This is a genomic window from Massilia sp. LXY-6, from assembly GCF_051233485.1.
Classification (GTDB): Bacteria; Pseudomonadota; Gammaproteobacteria; order Burkholderiales; family Burkholderiaceae_D; genus Telluria.
Map to the genome: position 1 here is coordinate 1 of NZ_JBKFGF010000033.1, position 17799 is coordinate 17799.

Here is a 17799-nt window from a genome sequence, read left to right on the forward strand (position 1 = left end):
TCGCGATCGCCGACCACTGCACATCGACCATCGGCGTGCGCGTCTCGCGGTCGCGGCGGTAGCTGTGATAGACGAAGCGGCCGCCGTCGCCGCGCATGCACATGGTGCACTCCGCCTGCATCGAGACGCGCTTAATGCCGGCCTGGCCGAGTTGCCAGCGCACGATCGCCGGCAGGTCGAGCCGGCGCGGCCGCGGTGCGATGGCCGCCAGCGGCAGCGCGGTCCGCGCGCGGAAGTCCTCGATCAGCTCCGGCGACACTTCATAACAGCAGGCGTGGGCCGCCGGTCCGATCGCTGCGATCCAGTCGGCCGGATCGCCGCCGCGCTCGCGCACCAGGGCGGCGAAACGGTCGACGATGCCGGCATGGGCGCCGCGCCAGCCGACGTGCAGGGCCGCGACTTCGCGCCCATCATGGCGCGCCAGCAGGACGGGGACGCAGTCGGCGGTGGCGATCGCCAGCAGCAGGCCGGCACTGGCGGTCAGCATGCCGTCGGCTTCGCCGCAGTCCTGGTTCGGTCCGGTCACGATGGCGATGCGGGTGCCGTGGCGTTCATGCTGGATCGCGCGCCTGGCCCAGTAATCGGGCAGGAGCGCGGCCATGCCGTCGTGGCGGGTGCCGAAACCGTGGACGATGGCGGGATGGTCGAGTAGCGGACTGGTAAGCATCTGGAGGCGGCCTGCAAGGGTGCCGGCAGCATAGCATTTCGGCGGCAGGAGGACTGCCGGTTTCCAGCGCAGCAAATAAAAAGCCCGCCGGGCGGCGGGCTTCACGGAGCCTGTTCCGGGATCAGTCCCAGCTCAGCGCGCCACCGGTCTGGTACTCGGTCACGCGGGTCTCGAAGAAGTTGCGCTCCTTCTTCAGGTCGATCATCTCGCTCATCCACGGGAACGGGTTTTCCTCGTTCGGGAACAGCGCATCCAGGCCGATCTGGACGGCGCGGCGGTTCGCGATGAAGCGCAGGTAGCCCTTGAACATCGGCGCGTTCAGGCCCAGCACGCCGCGCGGCATGGTGTCTTCGGCGTAGCGGTACTCGAGTTCGACGGCCTTCAGGAACAGCTGCTTGATCTCTTCCTTGAATTCAAAGGTCCACAGCTGCGGGTTTTCCATCTTGATCGTGTTGATCAGGTCGATGCCGAAGTTGCAGTGCATCGACTCATCGCGCAGGATGTACTGATACTGCTCGGCCGCGCCGGTCATCTTGTTCTGGCGGCCCAGCGCCAGGATCTGGGTGAAGCCGACGTAGAAGAACAGGCCTTCCATCAGGCAGGCGAACACGATGATGGACTTCAGCAGCTTCTGGTCGTTTTCCAGGGTGCCGGTCTTGAACTCCGGATCGTTGATGACCTCGATGAACGGGATCAGGAACTGGTCCTTGTCGCGGATCGACGGGATCTCGTTGTAGGCGTTGAAGATTTCCTTCTCGTCCAGGCCCAGCGACTCGACGATGTACTGGTAGGCGTGGGTGTGGATCGCCTCTTCGAAGGCCTGGCGCAGCAGGTACTGGCGGCATTCCGGCGCCGTGATGTGGCGGTAGGTGCCCAGCACGATGTTGTTGGCGGCCAGCGAGTCGGCGGTCACGAAGAAGCCCAGGTTGCGCTTGACGATGCGGCGCTCGTCCTCGGTCAGGCCGTTCGGGTTCTTCCACAGCTCGATGTCGCGCTGCATGTTCACTTCCTGCGGCATCCAGTGGTTGGCGCAGCCGGCCAGGTACTTGTCCCAGGCCCACTTGTACTTGAACGGCACCAGCTGGTTGACGTCGGTCTGGCCGTTGATGATGCGCTTGTCGTCGGCGTTCACGCGCTTGGCGACCAGGGCGGCGTCCACGCCTTCCGGCGCGGCAGCGCCGGCAGCCGGAGCGCTGGAGATTGGTTCATCGTCCCATGACAGTGCCATGATGGTTTCCTTCTTATCTATTAAAAGTTACTGGCAGGCTTCGCACTCGTCGAAACCGGCGTCGCCCGGACGCAGGTAGCAGGCCGCGCCTTCCACCACATCGGCGCTTGCTGCCGGAGCAGCTACCGGAGCCGGCGCTGCCGCCGGGGCTGCGGACAGCCCGCCGTCGACCGCCACGGCGTTCAGGGCGCCGGTGCGGGTGGTCGACTTCTCCATGTGGGTCGCCGCCACGGTGCGCAGGTAATAAGTCGTCTTCAGGCCGCGCAGCCAGGCCAGTTTGTAGGTCTCGTCCAGCTTCTTGCCCGAGGCGCCGGCCATGTAGATGTTCAGCGACTGGGCCTGGTCGATCCACTTCTGGCGGCGGGAGGCCGCTTCGACCAGCCACTTCGGCTCGACTTCGAAGGCCGTCGCGTAGATCTCGCGCAGGTCTTGCGGTGCACGGTCGATGCGCGACAGCGAGCCGTCGAAGTATTTCAGGTCGTTGATCATGACCTCGTCCCACAGGCCGCGCGCCTTCAGGTCGCGCACCAGGTAGCCGTTGATCTCGGTAAATTCGCCCGACAGGTTCGACTTCACGTACAGGTTCTGGAAGGTCGGCTCGATGCAGGCCGACACGCCAATGATGTTCGAGATGGTCGCGGTCGGGGCGATCGCCACGCAGTTCGAGTTACGCATGCCGAACTGCTTGATGCGGCTGCGGATTACGGTCCAGTCCATGGTCTCGGACGTGTCCTGCTGCAGGTATTCTCCGCCGCGCTCTTCCGCCAGCAGCTTGATCGAGTCCTGCGGCAGGATCCCGCGGTCCCACAGCGAACCTTCGTAGGACTGGTAGCGGCCGCGCTCTTCGGCCAGCTCGGTCGAGGCCAGGTAGGCGTAGTAGCAGACGGCTTCCATCGAACGGTCGGCGAACTCCACGGCCTTTTCCGAAGCGAACGGCACGCGCATCATGTGCAGGCAGTCCTGGAAACCCATGATGCCCAGGCCGACCGGACGGTGGCGCAGGTTCGAGTTCTTCGCCTTGTCGACGGCGTAGTAGTTGATGTCGATGACGTTGTCGAGCATGCGCATCGCGGTGCGGATGGTCTTCTGCAGCTTGACCACGTCCAGGCCGTCGCCCTTCATGTGGGCCGGCATGTTGACCGAACCCAGGTTGCAGACGGCGATCTCGTCGGCATTGGTGTTCAGCGTGATCTCGGTGCACAGGTTCGACGAGTGCACCACGCCCACGTGCTGCTGCGGCGAGCGGATGTTGCACGGATCCTTGAAGGTGATCCACGGGTGGCCGGTCTCGAACAGCATCGACAGCATCTTGCGCCACAGGTCGAGCGCTTCGATTTTCTTGTACACGGACATGTCGCCGCGTGCCGCCTTGGCTTCATAGCCCAGGTAGGCTTCCTCGAAGGCCTTGCCGACCTTGTCGTGCAGGTCCGGCACTTCGGACGGCGAGAACAGGCTCCACGAACCCTTTTCCATCACGCGCTTCATGAACAGGTCCGGAATCCAGTTCGCGGTGTTCATGTCGTGGGTGCGGCGGCGGTCGTCGCCGGTGTTCTTGCGCAGGTCGAGGAATTCCTCGATGTCCAGGTGCCAGGTTTCCAGGTAGCCGCAAACCGCGCCCTTGCGCTTGCCGCCCTGGTTCACTGCCACGGCGGTGTCGTTCGCCACCTTCAGGAACGGCACCACGCCCTGCGATTTGCCGTTGGTGCCCTTGATGCGCGAGCCCATCGCACGCACCGGGGTCCAGTCGTTGCCCAGGCCGCCGGCGAATTTCGACAGCAGCGCGTTTTCCTTGATCGCGTCGTAGATGGCTTCCAGGTCGTCGCCGACGGTGGTCAGGTAGCACGACGACAGCTGCGAGCGGCGGGTGCCCGAATTGAACAGGGTCGGGGTCGAGCTCATAAAGTCGAAGCTCGACAGCAGGTTGTAGAACTCGATCGCGCGCGCTTCGCGGTTCTCTTCGCGCAGCGCCAGGCCCATCGCGACGCGCATATAGAAGGCCTGCGGCATCTCGATGCGGGTTTCGCGGATGTGCAGGAAGTAGCGGTCGTACAGGGTCTGCAGGCCGATGTAGCCGAACTGCAGGTCGCGGTCGGCGACGATGGCGCGGGCCAGCTTCTGCAGGTCGAACTTGCCCAGCTCTTCGTCCAGCAGCTCGGCGTCGATGCCCTTGGCGATATATTGCGGGAAGTAAGTCACGTACTCGGCGGCGGCGCCGGCTTGCGGGACTTCCTTGCCGAAGACTTCCTTGCGGATGGTGTGCAGCAGGATGCGCGCGGTGACCTGGCTGTAGGCCGGGTCCTTTTCCATCAGCGCGCGGGCAGCCAGGATGGCCGACTTGTGCAGTTCCTCGACCGGCACGCCGTCGTACAGGTTCTTGACGGTTTCGGCCAGGATGGCGTCGGCGTCGACGTGCTTTTCCAGGCCGACGCAGGCGGCGCCGATCAGGGCCGAGACTTCGTTCATGTCCAGCGGACGGCGCACGCCGCCGTCGACCACGCTGAACTGCGGCGCGTCGATCTGGGCGCTGCCGGAAGCTTCCTTGGCGGCGCGGCGCTCTTCCATGCGCTTGGCGCGGTACAGCACGTATTCGCGCGCGACGTCATGCTCGCCCGAGCGCATCAGGGACAACTCCACCTGGTCCTGCACATCCTCGATGTGGAAGGTACCGCCGTTCGGCTGGCGGCGCACCAGGGCCGCGACCACATTGTTCGTCAGCTGCTCGACCAGCTCGCGGATGCGCGCCGACTCACGGCCCTGCTCGCCGTTCACGGCAAGGAAAGCCTTGGTCATCGCGACCGCGACCTTGGTCGGAGCGAACGGCACCACGGCGCCGTTGCGGCGGATGATGCGGTAGTCGTTATTGGCGACCAGTTCAGCGGCGCTCGCGCCGGTCGACGCGGCTTGCGGATTGATGGAAATGTCCGATGATGTTTGCATTAAGGCTCCCAATGCCAACATATCAAAGTTGGCAACCTAATAACTTTTTGAGAATGATGAACGGGGACGCACAATCGGAAAACGCTGGATGCGCCCCTGCCCCTGTTGTTCTGTTTGTCGAGGCTGACCACTACATCTAGTGTCGAACAGCCTTATGGACCTAATTGTAGTCGATATTCGGCAAGATCAAAGCGACTGCTGAGCGGATTTTTTTCTGCCGTCGAGCTTGACATTTTCCAAGCCGAATCATTCCGGGCCTCAGAATGAAAGTAAGCACTAACATAAGGTTTCGTGGGCACCAGCGTGGTGGGGCCAAGTGCCCACGATGTTCACGTTCAGGGCATGCTGCAATGGCGAAAAGACAACAGCCTATGAGCGGAATCAAGGTTCAGGTGCATGGATGTCCAGCTTCTGCATCTGGTAGCGCAACTGGCGCAGGCTGATGCCGAGCAGGTTCGCGGCCTGGGTGCGGTTGAACTGGGTCTGCTGCAGGGCACGCTGGATGATGTCGCGCTCGACCTGGTTCAGGTAGTCCGGCAGGTTGCTGGGCAGCTCGCCGGCGCCCAGGGCGGGCAGGCCCGGCCCCGGCTCGGCGGCCGCAGCAATCACGGCGGCGGCCGGCGGCGCGACGGGCACGGGCGCCTGCACCTCGGCCGGCGCCGTCTCGGCGGCCGCGGCGGCGCTGCCGGCGGCGGAATCGGCCAGGCGCGCACCCTTCAGCAGCAGGTCGCAGACCTCGATCACGCCATCGTTGGCAAAGGCCAGCGCGCGTTCCAGGATATTTTCCAGTTCGCGCACGTTGCCGGGAAAGGCGTAGCCGCGCAGCGCGTCCAGCACCCCGGCGCCGAGCCGCGCATTGCCCGGTCCCGCCAGGCGCGCGAGGATGGCCTCGGTCAGCAGCGGCAGGTCGTCGAGGCGCCCGCGCAGCGGCGGCAGGGTCAGCTCGATCACGTTCAGGCGGTAGAACAGGTCCTGGCGGAACTGGCCGCCCTCGACCAGTTTTCCCAGGTCCTTGTGAGTGGCGCTGATGATGCGCACGTCCACCGCTTCCTCGGCGGTGGCGCCGATCTTGCGCACGCGCCGCTCCTGGATCGCGCGCAGCAGTTTCACCTGCATCGCCAGCGGCAGGTCGGCCACCTCGTCCAGCATCAGGGTGCCGCCGTTGGCCGCCTGGAAGAAGCCGTCGCGCTCGTCGGTGGCGCCGGTAAACGCGCCTTTCCGATAACCGAAGAACTCGGCCTCCATCAACGCTTCCGGGATCGCGCCGCAGTTGACGGCCACGAAAGGCTTGCCGGCGCGCGCGCTCCGGGCGTGAATCTCGCGCGCCGCCAGCTCCTTGCCGCTGCCGGATTCGCCGTTGATGGCGATCGGCGCCTGCGAGCGCGCCAGCCGCCCGATCTGGGCGCGCAGCGCCTGCATCGCCTGCGAGCGGCCGAGCAGGCGCGAATTGCCGCCGTCGCCGGCCTCCCCTTCGCCCGCATCTTCGGCCGCCGGCGCCGCCGGGGACTCGGACAGGCGCAGCGCCGAGCGCACCATCGTGCGCAGGTCCTCCAGCACCACCGGCTTGGAGACGTAGTCGAAAGCGCCGGCCTTCAGCGCGACCACCGCGTTCTCGGCGCTGCCGTAGGCGGTGATCACGGCGATCGGCGTGGCGCGCCCCAGGCCGGCGACCTCGCGCACCAGCTCCAGGCCGGTGCCGTCGGGCAGGCGCATGTCGGTCAGCACCAGCGCATAGCCATGCTGTCCGAGCAGCGAACGCGCTTCGCGCACGGTGGAGGCGCTGTCGACGTCCAGGCCCATTCTGACCAGGGTGATCTCGAGCAGCTCGCGCAGGTCGGCTTCGTCGTCGACTACAAGGATGCGGGGAGAACTCATACTCACTATATATAGAAGGTGATCACGAACCGGCCCGTCGCTTCGACGCCGGGACGATCGACCCGGTATTCGTAGTCGAGCATGGCGCCATTGTTCAGGCAAAGCTCGCGTGCCAGGTACAGCCCCAGGCCGGTGCCCTTGCTCGAGGTGGTATAGAAGGGCTCGAACAGGTGGGCCCGTACCTCGGGCGTGATGCCGGGACCGTCGTCCTGCACGTGCAGTTCGACGCGGCCGGTGGCGTCGAGCACCGGGAATACCCGGATGCTGGCCGGCTTGCCGCTCGCATAGCGCACGGCATTGCCGAGCAGGTTGACCAGTACTTCGCGCAGGTGCAGGCCGTCGAAGCGCACCGTGCGAAGGCCGGCGTCGCCGATCCACACCATATTATCGGGCACGCCATGGGTTTCCGTGAACTCGGCCTGCAGCTCGGCCAGGAAAACGCTCAGGCACACCGGCTCGCCGCCCGGCTGCACCTTGCGCGACAGTTTCAGGATGTCCTCGACCATGCGGTTCACGCGCGCCACGTTGTCGCCGACGATGCGCAACAGGCGGGTCTCGGCCGGGCCGGTCAGGTCTTCGGCCAGCAGCGAGGTCGCGTGGCCGATCGCCGACAGCGGATTCCTCACCTCGTGCGCGATGCTGGCGGTCAGCCGGCCCATCGAGGCCAGCTTCAGTTGCTGCGCCTGGTTCTCGATGGCGCTCACGTCCTGCATGAAGACCAGGCTGCGCTCGGCCGCGCCGTCCGGCGTGTCGACCCGCGCGAAACGCAGCTTCAGGTGCACCGGCTGGTCGAGGCGGCCGCGCACCGGGCCCTTCTGGCCCTGCCAGCGCTTGACGGTGACGTAAGCCTCAGCCTGGGCGCCGCCCGCCAGCCAGGCAGCGAAGCTTTGCGCCACCGGCTCGAGGGCGGGGATGTCGGCCAGACGGAATTCGCTGTCGGTTTCCAGCCCCAGCATGCGGCGCGCCGCCGGATTGCCGGCGAAGACGAAGCCGTCGTGCCCCGCCACCAGGATGCCGTCGCCGACGTCGTCGACCACGATCCGGTAGACCGCCTGCTGGATCTCGAGGTCGGCGCCGCGCTTCGCGGCCAGCTCCTCCTGTCCGATCAGCCGCGCCGCCAGCCGGCTCACCAGCAGCACCACGGCGAAGAAGGCGGCGCCCATTATCCCGGCCTGGAACAGCGGCGGCTCCTGGTCGCTGATGAAGATCTGGTAGATGCTCTCGGCCAGCAGGAACAGGGTCGCGAGCGAGGCCGAGAACAGCGCCAGCAGCAGCGGCGCCAGAATCGCCGCGCCGGCCAGCGGGAACAGGTAGAGCAGCCCGAGGCCGCTGCGCGCGCCACCGGCGGCCAGGTAGAGCAACGAGATGGCGGCGATGTCGACCAGGATCTGGCACGACAGCTGCCACAGGAAGCGGCGCCGCCAGCGCTGGGTAACGGCGGCGAACACCAGGGCGGCCAGCACGTAGGCGATGCAGGTCTCGGCATAGGCCGTGCCGCTCAGGAGATTGACGGTGTGGCCGCGGCGCGCGTCGACCGTGAGGTAGACCAGCAGCACCAGCGCGATCACGATGCGCGTCACGTTGAGCGTCTGCAGCGAGCGCCAGAAGGTCTCCCGCGACGCGGCGGACAGGGCCCGCAACGGCGACATCGGCTTAGAACCTATCCCGGCAGGATTGAGTCGCTGCTGGCATAGGTTCTCAATCTGGCCGGGAAGCAGCCGTCTGGCGCGCGTGCGCCTGGCTGCAGAAGTCGCGCCCATCCGCGTGCACCGCTTCCGAGGCCGGGAAATAGATGCCGCAGTGGGCGCAGCTGGTCATGCGTTCGGATTCCTCGACGCGGGCCGGGGCACGGGCCGGGCCGGCGGCCGGCGCTCCCTCCCCGCCTTGCGGGTGATAGCCGCGCGCGGCCCCTGCCGCCCGCAGTTTGCTGCGTACCGCCATCACCACCAGGATGATGAGCGCAATCCAGAAGAGCAGTCGCGTCATGTGAACCCCCGGTGCAGAACGACTTCGAAGACAAAACGGCTGCCGACATACGCCAGCGCCAAGGTAGCGAAACCCGCCAGCGTGAAGCGCAGCGCGGTCTTGCCGCGCCAGCCGCGCCAGCGGCGTCCGGCCAGCAGCGCGGCGAACAACAGCCACGACAGCAGCGCGAATATATTCTTGTGGTCCCAGCGCAGCGCGCGCCCGAACAGCTGTTCCGAGAACACGATCCCCGACAGGACCGTCAGGCTGAGCAGCACGAAGCCGATGCCGATCATCCGGAACAGCAGCTTTTCCATGGTCAGCAGGGCCGGCAACTGGTCGATCGCCGCGCCCAGCCAGCCCTTTTTCGCACTGCGCGTGTGCAGGCGGGTCTCCTGCAGCGCCATCAGCACCGCGTGGAAGGCGGCGATGGTCAGCGTGCTGTAGGCCATGACGGCGATGGCGACGTGCCAGCCGAAGGCCGGCGACTGGGCCTGCTCGCTGAATGGGATCAGGCTGCCCGGGAACAGCGACGGCAGCAGCGCCGACACCGCCGCGCACGGCATGATCATGCGACGCATGCCGTCGAGCGCGAAGTTGCGGTTTTCGAGCCACCAGGCCGCCACCGAGATCCACAGCGCGGCCGACAGCATGAAGGCGAAGCCGACCCGCAGTTCGCCGTTGGACAGCACGTCCGGCCACAGCGCCGCGCCATGCAGGATCCACGCCGCGGTGGTCACTCCGGACACGACGCTGCCCCGCCGCGCCGGCAGCAGGGCACACACCGCGTACAGGATGGCCGCGGCGATGAAAAAGGTGGTTTGCATACGCGCGAGTCTACACTATCCGGATGGAGGGAGGACAGCTTGCCTGATTACTACGTCGTTGTCGCGGGACGACGGCTAGTCGACAGCCGCGGACTTGATCTCCGCCTCATGATGCCGCAGCTGCTCTTCCATTACCAGCTGCCCCAGCTCGCGCTTGAGCGCGTTGAACTCGGGCGCGCTGGGGTCGCGCATGCGCGGCAGGTCGACCACGATGTCGCGCTTGACCGTGCCCGGCCGGTAGGTCATCACGACGATGCGGTCGGCCAGGTAGATCGCTTCCTCGATGCTGTGGGTGACGAAGATCACGGTCTTCTTCAGCTCGGCCCAGATGCGCAGCAGCTCGTCCTGCAGGTTGCGGCGGGTCAGCGCATCGAGTGCGCCGAAGGGCTCGTCCATCAGCAGGATCGGCGAGTCCAGCGCCAGCACGCGCGCGATCGCGACCCGCTGGCGCATGCCGCCGGACAGGTCTTTCGGATAGCGCTTGCCGAAATCCTCCAGCGACAGCAGCCGCAAAAGCTCGGCCACGCGCGCGGCGACCTGCACCTTGCCCATGCCCTTGATCTCGAGGCCGAAGCCGACGTTCTGCTCGACCGTCATCCACGGGAACAACGCGTATTCCTGGAACACCATGCCGCGCTCCGGCCCCGGCCCGGTCACCGCCGCGCCGTCGGCCGTGATGCTGCCCCGGGTCGGCGGCGCGAAGCCGGCAATGGCGTTCAGCAGGGTCGACTTGCCGCAGCCGGAAGGGCCGAGCAGGCAGACGAACTGGCCGCGCGGGATCTCGAGGCCGATGCTATCGAGCGCGGCCATGCTGCGTCCGTCGGTCTCGAATACCTTGCTGACATTGTCGATGACAATATGGGCTTTTGCGTCAGGTGCGCTCATGTCAATGCTCCAGGCCGCGGTGCCAGCGCAGCAGGTGGTTGTTCAGCTTGTTCATGCCCGTATCGATCGCCAGGCCAAGCAGGCCGATGGTGATCATGCCGGCGATGATCTTCGGACCAGAAGTATTCGCGCGCCTCGAGGATGCGGAAGCCGAGGCCGTTGTTCAGCGCGACCGCGATGTCTGGCCATCTTCTTTGCGCCATCCCCAGTCCTCCACGGCTTCCACGTGGGCACCCCGTGCCCACGCGTGACGTTCGCATTGCGATTATTTGACGTTCAGGCTCTTCTTGGCTTCTTCCAGCAGGTCGGTCTTGACCCACTCCTTCGCTGCCGGCGGTTTGGCCATGCGGCCGACGCCGGTCTTGTACATGATGTCGGTGGTGGTCTGGATGTGCTCCGGGGTGATGTCGTAGGTGTACTCGGCATTGCCCATCGCGTCGCGGAAGTCGTCGCTGGTGATCTGGCCCTTGAACACGACGTCGCGCACGTATTTCTCGGCCAGCGCCGGATCCTTGATGAAGGTGCTGGTGGCCTGCACGAAGCAGCGCATGAACTTCCCGGCCAGCGGGCGCTTGGTCGTATAGAACTTCTCGGTCATCACCATGGTCCGCACCGGCGAGCCGATCGGGGTGTCGTAAGGCTTGAGAATTTCCACGCCGAAGCCCTTGTTGATCGCCTGCGAGGACTGAGGTTCGGACTGCATCATGGCGTCGATGTTCTTACCCAGCAGCGCCTGGTTCAGGTCGGCGTAGGCCAGGAACACCAGCTGCACGTCCTTGCCCGGCGCGGCGTCGGCGCTCAAGCCCACCTTCTGCAGCTCGGCCATCAGCAGCACTTCCTGGATGCCGCCGCGGGTCACGCCGACCTTCTTGCCCTTCAGGTCCTTGACGCTCTTGATATTGCTGCCCTGCCCCGCCACCAGGCGCACGCCACCCTTGGCGAAACCGGCCACCACGTAGATCGGGGCGTTGCCGGCACGGCCCGAGATCGCCGCTTCCGACGCCGTCGTGCCGACGTCGATCTCGCCGGCGATGATGGCCTGCATCACGTCCAGGCCCTTGGCGAAGACCGCTCCTCGACCTTGATGCCGCACTTGGGCGCGATCTCCTTGATGTACGACACCGCGCCGTAATGCGCGAACTTGAGGTTGCCGAGGCGGACGACTTCCTGGGCCTGGGCGCTGCCTGCGGCCAGCAGGGCCGCGATGATGAAGGTTTTGCCAAACGCTTTTGCTGTCATTGCTGTCTCTCCGTTTTGTTCTGGTTCAATGAGCTGCTGCGGTAATGCAAACCTGACATTTCTTTGAGGCTATAACGTTCGGCAATACATTGTCAAACAGTACAAGTATCGATTTGCAAGGCCTCAAACCGTTCGCTTGACTTTTCTCCTTGCAGACGGCGGATGAGGGTCTTGTCCGGCGAAAACCCGTCCCGACATGGGGTAAAATGGCGGTTTGCGCCCACACACAATCTAGGTAGAACACAACCATGCTGGATAACCTGACCCAACGCCTTGCCAAAGTCGTCAAGACGATGCGCGGCGAGGCACGTCTGACCGAATCGAACACCGCCGAGATGTTGCGCGAAGTGCGCCTGGCCCTGCTCGAGGCGGACGTGGCGCTGCCGGCAGTCCGCGAATTCATCGCCAACGTGAAGGAAAAAGCGCTGGGCGAAGAAGTCATCGGCTCGCTCTCCCCCGGCCAGGCCCTGGTTGGCGTGGTGCAGAAGGAGCTGGCGGCCCTGATGGGTGCCGACCTCGGCCCCGAAGCAAGCCAGCTGTCCTTCGCGCAGCAGCCGCCGGCGATCATCCTGATGGCGGGCCTGCAGGGTGTCGGCAAGACCACCACCACCGGCAAGCTGGCCAAGTACCTCAAGGAACAGAAGAAGAAAAAGGTCCTGACCGTCTCCGCCGACGTCTACCGCCCGGCCGCGATCGCGCAGCTAGAGTCCGTCACCAAGCAGGTCGGCGCCGACTTCTTTCCCTCGAGTGCGACCGACAAGCCGGTCGACATCGCCCGCAACGCGCTGGACTGGGCCAGGAAGCACTACCACGACGTCCTGATCATCGACACCGCCGGCCGCCTGGCGATCGACGAGGCGATGATGCAGGAGATCGCCGCGGTGCACGCCGCCGTGAACCCGGTCGAGACCCTGTTCGTGGTCGACGCCATGGTCGGCCAGGATGCGATCAATACCGCCAAGGCCTTCAACGAGGCGCTGCCGCTGACCGGCGTGATCCTGACCAAGCTCGATGGTGACTCGCGCGGCGGTGCGGCGCTGTCGGTGCGCCACGTGACCGGCAAGCCGATCAAGTTCGCCGGCGTGTCCGAAAAGCTGGACGGCCTGGAAGCCTTCGACCCGGCGCGCATGGCCAACCGCGTGCTGGGCATGGGCGACATCCTGGCCCTGGTCGAAGAAGCGCGCAAGGGCGTGGACATGCAGGCCGCGACCGACATGGCCAACAAGATCAAGTCCGGCGGCAAGTTCGACATGAACGACTTCAAGGCCCAGCTGACCCAGATGAAGAAGATGGGCGGCATGTCGGGACTGCTGGACAAGCTTCCGGCCCAGTTCCAGCAGGCGGCAGCCGGCGCCAACATGGACCAGGCCGAGAAGCAGGTGCGCCGCATGTGCGGCATCATCGACTCGATGACGCCGCAGGAACGCGCCAAGCCGGAACTGATCAAGGCTAACCGCAAGCGCCGCATCGCCGCCGGTGCCGGCGTGCAGGTGCAGGAAGTGAATCGCATGCTGACTCAGTACGACCAGATGAACACGATGATGAAGAAGCTCAAAGGCGGCGGCCTGATGAAGATGATGCGCGGGATGAAGGGCATGATGCCCGGCATGCGCTGATCGTTTGGACGGTCCCGGAAAGCCGTGCGTGGCAGCTGCTTCGCACGGCTTTTTTACGTCCTTTCGACCGGTTTTTTCACTCTGGCGCGATGGCGCCGGCACGATCTGCCATTTTGATGCTTGTTAGAGTGAAAAAATTTCGAAAAAGACTTGCACGAACACTAAAACCCTACCAATATAAGCCGGTGCGAATCATTGCGCAATTTTCCACGTGTTCCGTTTAGGAGGCTCGAAGATGGCAACAGCCAAAAAATCCACCGCAGCGCCGGCAAAGGCCGCTGCAAAACCGGCTGCAGCGGCGAAGCCTGCAGCAAAAAAGGCAGCTCCTGCCAAAGCAGCAGCACCGAAAGCAGCAGCAGCAAAGAAGCCGGCCGCAGCCCGTAAGCCCAACGCCGCTTTCATGAAAGAGATGACCCCGTCGGCGACGCTGGCCGCAGTGGTGGGCGACAAGCCGCTGCCGCGTACCGAAGTCACCAAGAAAGTTTGGGACTACATCAAGAAGCAGGACCTGCAGGACGCCCAAAACCGCCGCATGATCAACGCCGACGACAAGCTGAAAGCCGTCTTCGGTGGCAAGGCCCAGGTATCGATGTTCGAGATGACCAAGCTGATCTCGGATCACCTCAAATAATAACGACGACAGGTCGCCCCACTGGCCCCATACCAGTCCAAATGAAAAGCCCCGGTCTTGCCGGGGCTTTTTGTTTATGGCCAGCGCTAACACGTCATTCCCGCGCAGGCGGGAATCCAGGTTTGGCGAGTAGCCACGGACTTGGGTCCCCGCCTGCGCGGGGACGACGGATCACAAGCCGCTGGCCGCCTTCATCAACTCGAACACCCTGGTATTCTCGATCGTTCCCTTGAACGGCGCCGAGCCGGCGCCTGCCGCATACAGCTTGACGTCGCCGCCGCCATGGCCTTCGCCGGACAGGCGCACGGCCGCCTCCTGCCGGTAGTCCAGCGCCTGTGCGCGCGCGTCGTCGACATCAAGGCGGGTGTCCGGGCGGTTCGGGCCGCCGCCGTACACCAGGGTCGTGTAGGTCTTGCCGTCCGCATCGCGCGCCGGCTCGCCGGTCGCGTAGTCGCGCACGATGCCGAGGATCGGGTTGCCGCGCTTCGGATAGCCGTTCATCACCATCGTGTGGTCATGGTCGGCCGTCACCACGATCAGCGTGTGCTCCAGGCCCGGATCGAGCTGGCGCATGCGGTCCAGCGCGGCCTGGATCGCGTTATCGAAATCGACCACCTCTTCCAGCGCGTTCTTCGCGTTCGAATCGTGCAGCGCGTGGTCGATCTTGCCGCCTTCGACCATCAGGAAAAACCCGTTCGGGTTCTTCGACAGCAGCTCGATCGACTTGCCGGTCATCTCGGCCAGGGTCGGCTGGGTGGGCTTGCGCACGCTCGCGTAGTCGAGGTGGCTGTCGGCATAGACGCCCACGAACTTCCGGTTCGGCAGGGCCGACATCATGTCGGCGCGGGTTGCGGCCACGAAGTAGCCGCGCGACGCCAGCTCGGCCAGCAGGTTGCGTCCGTCCGCGCGGCCCTTCGGATTGGTCCTCGCGTCGAAGGGCGTGAAGTGCGGACGGCCTCCCCCCATCAGCACGTCGACGCCATCCTTCAGGCGTTCGTTGTAGCCGGCGCCGCCCGGCACGATCTGCTGCGCGATCGTGTACACCGTGTTGCGGTTGCAGACGTGAGCGAAGGTCGAGGCCGGGGTCGCGTGGGTCAGCTCGGTGGTCGTGATCGCGCCGACCGACTTGCCACGGGCCTTGGCCAGTTCCATCATGGTCATCGGCGCCGTGCCATTGTTGGCGCCGCAGCGGTCCACGGTCGGGTTGCCGTTCGCGTCCTTGGCCGGCGCAAGCGGGTTCGCGTCCTTCAGCGAGATCACGTCGTTGTTGATCTTCACGCCGGTCATGTAGGCGCCCATCGACGGCGCGCTGTCGGTGACCATCGCGTTGGCCGAATAGGTCTTGATGCGCGCGGTGCGGTCGAGCCGCTCGAAGTTCAGCAGGCCCTCTTCCTTGACCTTGTAGATGCGCGCGGCCGTGATCGTGGTCGGGCCCATGCCGTCGCCGAGGAAGAAAATGATGTTCTTGGCTTGCGCCGCAGTGGCTGACTGAGCGAAGGCATGGGACTGGAATGCGGCTGCCAGCAGCAGCGCGCAGGTGCGGATTGTCTTCATCGTGGTTTCCTTGCGCGCCTTACCAGCCGGCCGCCTCTTTGATCAGCGTGAACACGCGGGTGTTGTCGATGGTGCCGCGGAACACCTCGGCGCCGAGACCGGTCGCACCCAGGTAGACGTCGGCGCCGCCGTGGGTCTCGGACTTCATGCGCACCGCCGCCTCCTGGTGGTAGTCGTCGGCGCTGACGATGGCGTCCGTCAGGCCGGCCTGGCCCGCGCGACTGCCCTGCACCCGGTGTTCGCCGGTGCCGAAGCCGAGGATGGTATATGGCGCGCCATCCTTGTCGAGCTTGAGCTTGCCGTCCGGGATGCTGCGCACCAGGCCCAGCACGCCGGGATTGTCCGGCGTGCTCTTGCCGCTGCGCGGCGAATAGCCGTTGATCAGCAGGGTGTGATCATGGTCGGCGGTGGCGACGATCAGCGTGTGCTTCAGGCCCGGATCGAGCTTTTGCATTTCAATGATGGCGGCTTTCAGCGCGGCGTCGAAGGCCACGGTTTCCTGCAGCGCGCGCTTGGCGCGGGTCGCGTGCAGGGCGTGGTCGATCAGCCCGCCCTCCACCATCAGGAAGAAGCCATTGTCTCCCCGCTGGCCCAGCAGCGACACCGCCTTGCGCGTCATCTCGGCCAGGCTCGGCTGGCGCGCCGGATCGCGTTCGGCGTCGTAGGCAAGGTCGTCCTGCGCGAACAGGGCGATGGCCGGCTGGCTGGACGGCGCAAGCGCCTCGAGGCCGGCGGCGTCGTGCGCCACGCGGTAGCCGCGGCCCTGCAGCTCGGCCAGCAGGTCGCGGCCGTCCGTGCGCTTGCCGCCATTTGCCACCGGCTTGAAATATTCGGCACCGCCGCCGAACACCAGGTCAAGTCCACCACCCAGCGCGGGGTTATAGCCGGCGCCGCCCGGCACCATCATCGCCGCGATCTGGTTCTGCAGCTTGCGGTGGCAGGCGTGGGCATAGGTCGCGGCCGGAGTGGCGTCGGTGACGCTGGTGGTGGTGACGACGCCGGTTGCCAGGCCGCGCGCCTTGGCCAGTTCCAGCAGGGTCGGCATCGCCTGGCCATTCGTGCAGCGGCTGCTGCCGTCCGCCGCCGGCGCCAGCGCGCGGGTGTCGGACGACATCGAGATCACGCCGTTGTTCTGCTTCACCCCGGTCATGTAGGCCGACATCGAGGCCGCGCTGTCGGTCACCTGGGCGTCGTTCGAATACGTCTTCACGAAAGCCGATTCGGGCAGCGTGTCGATGGTCAGCTCGCCAGCTTCGCCGACCGCGTAGATGCGCGCCGCGGTCAGTGTATTGATGCCCATGCCGTCGCCGAGGAAGAAGATGACGTTGCGGGGGTGATCGTTCACGTCGCCGATGCTGCGGGCCGGCACGGCGGCGGCGCTGGTGGGCGGCGCGCTGGCGCAGCCCGTCAGCGCGGCGGCGCCGCAGGCCATCAATACGCCGGCGGCGAAGGTGGTCAAACGCATGGCTGCTCCCTGATAAGGAAAGCAAGAAGTCTATCCGATGAACGGGCGCAGCATCAAATACAGGCCCAGCCCAAGCAGGCCGATGAAGAAGCAGCGCCGGAACACCTCGGGCCGGATGCGGCCGCGGATCGACTGCCCCAGCAGCATGCCGGCCAGCGCCGGGATCAGCGCATACAGCGACAGTGCGGCGGCATCGGCCGCGAACTGCCCGGCCAGCAGCAGCGAAGCGGCCAGCGCGACGGTCGAGGTGGTGAAGGCCAGGGCAAGCGCCTGCACCAGCGCATCCCGTCCCATCTGGCGGTCGAGGTTCAGGCCCTGCAGGTAGGGCACTACCGGGATCACGAACACGCCGGTGGCGGCCGTGACCGCGCCGGTGACGAGGCCCACCACGGGCGAGGCGGCGCGCTCGCCGCTGGGCGGCACGTGCAGCGTGAAGGAAGCCAGGCCGGCCGCCGCATACATCATCAATACGCCGCCCAGCGCCGCGACCGCATCGGCGGATGCGCTGGCCGGCAGCAGCATGCCGCCGACGAGGGTACCGGCGGCGATCCCGGCCAGCATCGGCCACAGGCGCCGCGCCAGGCGGCCGGCGGCGGGACCGGCGGCGAGTTGCCAAACATTCGTCACCAACGAAGGCACGACCAGCAAGGCGGCGGCATCGCGCGGCGCCATCATCAATCCCAGCAGGCCGACCGCGACCGTCGGCAAGCCCGGCCCGACCACGCCCCTGACCAGGCCGGCAAGCAAGAACACGAGGGAGATCAGGGCCAATTCGGCCGATCCATGTGCGTGTAAGATAGAAAGCAGAACGTCCATGCCCGCGATTCTGCCGCATCCCGGGCGCTGGCAGAATGAGGGATTGCCGCAAACAGCCTTCGGATCTACCGAAGGCTGTTTGCCCTGATCGAAA

At 65.7% G+C, this 17799-nt stretch carries 13 protein-coding genes and 2 pseudogenes; 2 read left to right on the top strand and 13 right to left on the bottom strand.

Annotation, left to right across the window (positions count from 1 at the left end; genetic code table 11):
• From ACI48D_RS15515 to ACI48D_RS15560, 10 genes and pseudogenes are all read right to left on the bottom strand, one after another.
• Positions 1–667, bottom strand: a 667-nt coding sequence (locus ACI48D_RS15515) for a polyphenol oxidase family protein (RefSeq protein ID WP_435572134.1), incomplete at its 3' end; no start/stop codon positions are given.
• 121 nt (positions 668–788) lie between these two features.
• The gene (locus tag ACI48D_RS15520; RefSeq protein WP_435572135.1) at positions 789–1895 is read right to left on the bottom strand and encodes a ribonucleotide-diphosphate reductase subunit beta; all 1107 of its coding nucleotides are present in this window, start codon (positions 1893–1895) and stop codon (positions 789–791) included.
• Between the two features lie 27 nt (positions 1896–1922).
• Positions 1923–4832 (bottom strand): ribonucleoside-diphosphate reductase subunit alpha, encoded by a 2910-nt coding sequence (locus ACI48D_RS15525; protein WP_435572136.1) that lies wholly within the window; start codon positions 4830–4832, stop codon positions 1923–1925.
• Positions 4833–5213: 381 nt separating this feature from the next.
• Positions 5214–6707 carry a sigma-54-dependent transcriptional regulator gene (locus ACI48D_RS15530; RefSeq protein ID WP_435572137.1) on the bottom strand — a complete coding sequence of 498 codons (1494 nt, stop codon included), beginning with the start codon at positions 6705–6707 and terminating at the stop codon, positions 5214–5216.
• 5 nt (positions 6708–6712) lie between these two features.
• On the bottom strand, positions 6713–8356 hold the full coding sequence (locus ACI48D_RS15535) for a sensor histidine kinase (RefSeq protein ID WP_435572138.1): 1644 nt from the start codon (positions 8354–8356) through the stop codon (positions 6713–6715).
• 49 nt (positions 8357–8405) lie between these two features.
• Positions 8406–8693: a PP0621 family protein gene (locus tag ACI48D_RS15540; RefSeq protein WP_435572139.1), complete on the bottom strand. Its 288-nt coding sequence runs from the start codon at positions 8691–8693 to the stop codon at positions 8406–8408.
• The gene (locus ACI48D_RS15545; protein ID WP_435572140.1) at positions 8690–9499 is read right to left on the bottom strand and encodes a cytochrome C assembly family protein; all 810 of its coding nucleotides are present in this window, start codon (positions 9497–9499) and stop codon (positions 8690–8692) included. Before ACI48D_RS15545 ends, ACI48D_RS15540 begins: the two co-directional genes overlap by 4 nt.
• Before the next feature lie 75 nt (positions 9500–9574).
• Positions 9575–10384: an ABC transporter ATP-binding protein gene (locus ACI48D_RS15550; RefSeq protein WP_435572141.1), complete on the bottom strand. Its 810-nt coding sequence runs from the start codon at positions 10382–10384 to the stop codon at positions 9575–9577.
• 1 nt (position 10385) lies between these two features.
• Positions 10386–10557 (bottom strand): annotated as a pseudogene (locus tag ACI48D_RS15555) (ABC transporter permease); the annotation flags it as partial.
• A 92-nt stretch (positions 10558–10649) separates the two neighbouring features.
• Positions 10650–11623: pseudogene (locus tag ACI48D_RS15560) on the bottom strand (ABC transporter substrate-binding protein).
• Positions 11624–11871: 248 nt separating this feature from the next.
• On the opposite strand from ACI48D_RS15560, the gene ffh reads away from it, so the two are divergent.
• Together ffh and ACI48D_RS15570 are read left to right on the top strand one after the other, a co-directional pair.
• The gene (gene ffh, locus ACI48D_RS15565) at positions 11872–13239 is read left to right on the top strand and encodes a signal recognition particle protein (RefSeq protein ID WP_435572142.1); all 1368 of its coding nucleotides are present in this window, start codon (positions 11872–11874) and stop codon (positions 13237–13239) included.
• 235 nt (positions 13240–13474) lie between these two features.
• On the top strand, positions 13475–13870 hold the full coding sequence (locus tag ACI48D_RS15570; protein WP_435572143.1) for an SWIB/MDM2 domain-containing protein: 396 nt from the start codon (positions 13475–13477) through the stop codon (positions 13868–13870).
• Positions 13871–14041: 171 nt separating this feature from the next.
• Here ACI48D_RS15570 and ACI48D_RS15575 read toward each other — a convergent pair whose 3' ends face one another.
• Genes ACI48D_RS15575 through ACI48D_RS15585 form a run of 3 tightly spaced genes read right to left on the bottom strand, consistent with a single transcriptional unit; the run spans position 14042 to position 17705 of the window.
• Positions 14042–15424, bottom strand: coding sequence for an alkaline phosphatase (locus tag ACI48D_RS15575; protein ID WP_435572144.1), 1383 nt, complete (start codon positions 15422–15424; stop codon positions 14042–14044).
• Positions 15425–15443: 19 nt separating this feature from the next.
• The gene (locus tag ACI48D_RS15580) at positions 15444–16889 is read right to left on the bottom strand and encodes an alkaline phosphatase (protein ID WP_435572145.1); all 1446 of its coding nucleotides are present in this window, start codon (positions 16887–16889) and stop codon (positions 15444–15446) included.
• Positions 16890–16919: 30 nt separating this feature from the next.
• Positions 16920–17705, bottom strand: coding sequence for a sulfite exporter TauE/SafE family protein (locus ACI48D_RS15585; RefSeq protein ID WP_435572146.1), 786 nt, complete (start codon positions 17703–17705; stop codon positions 16920–16922).
• Positions 17706–17799 lie beyond the last annotated feature (94 nt).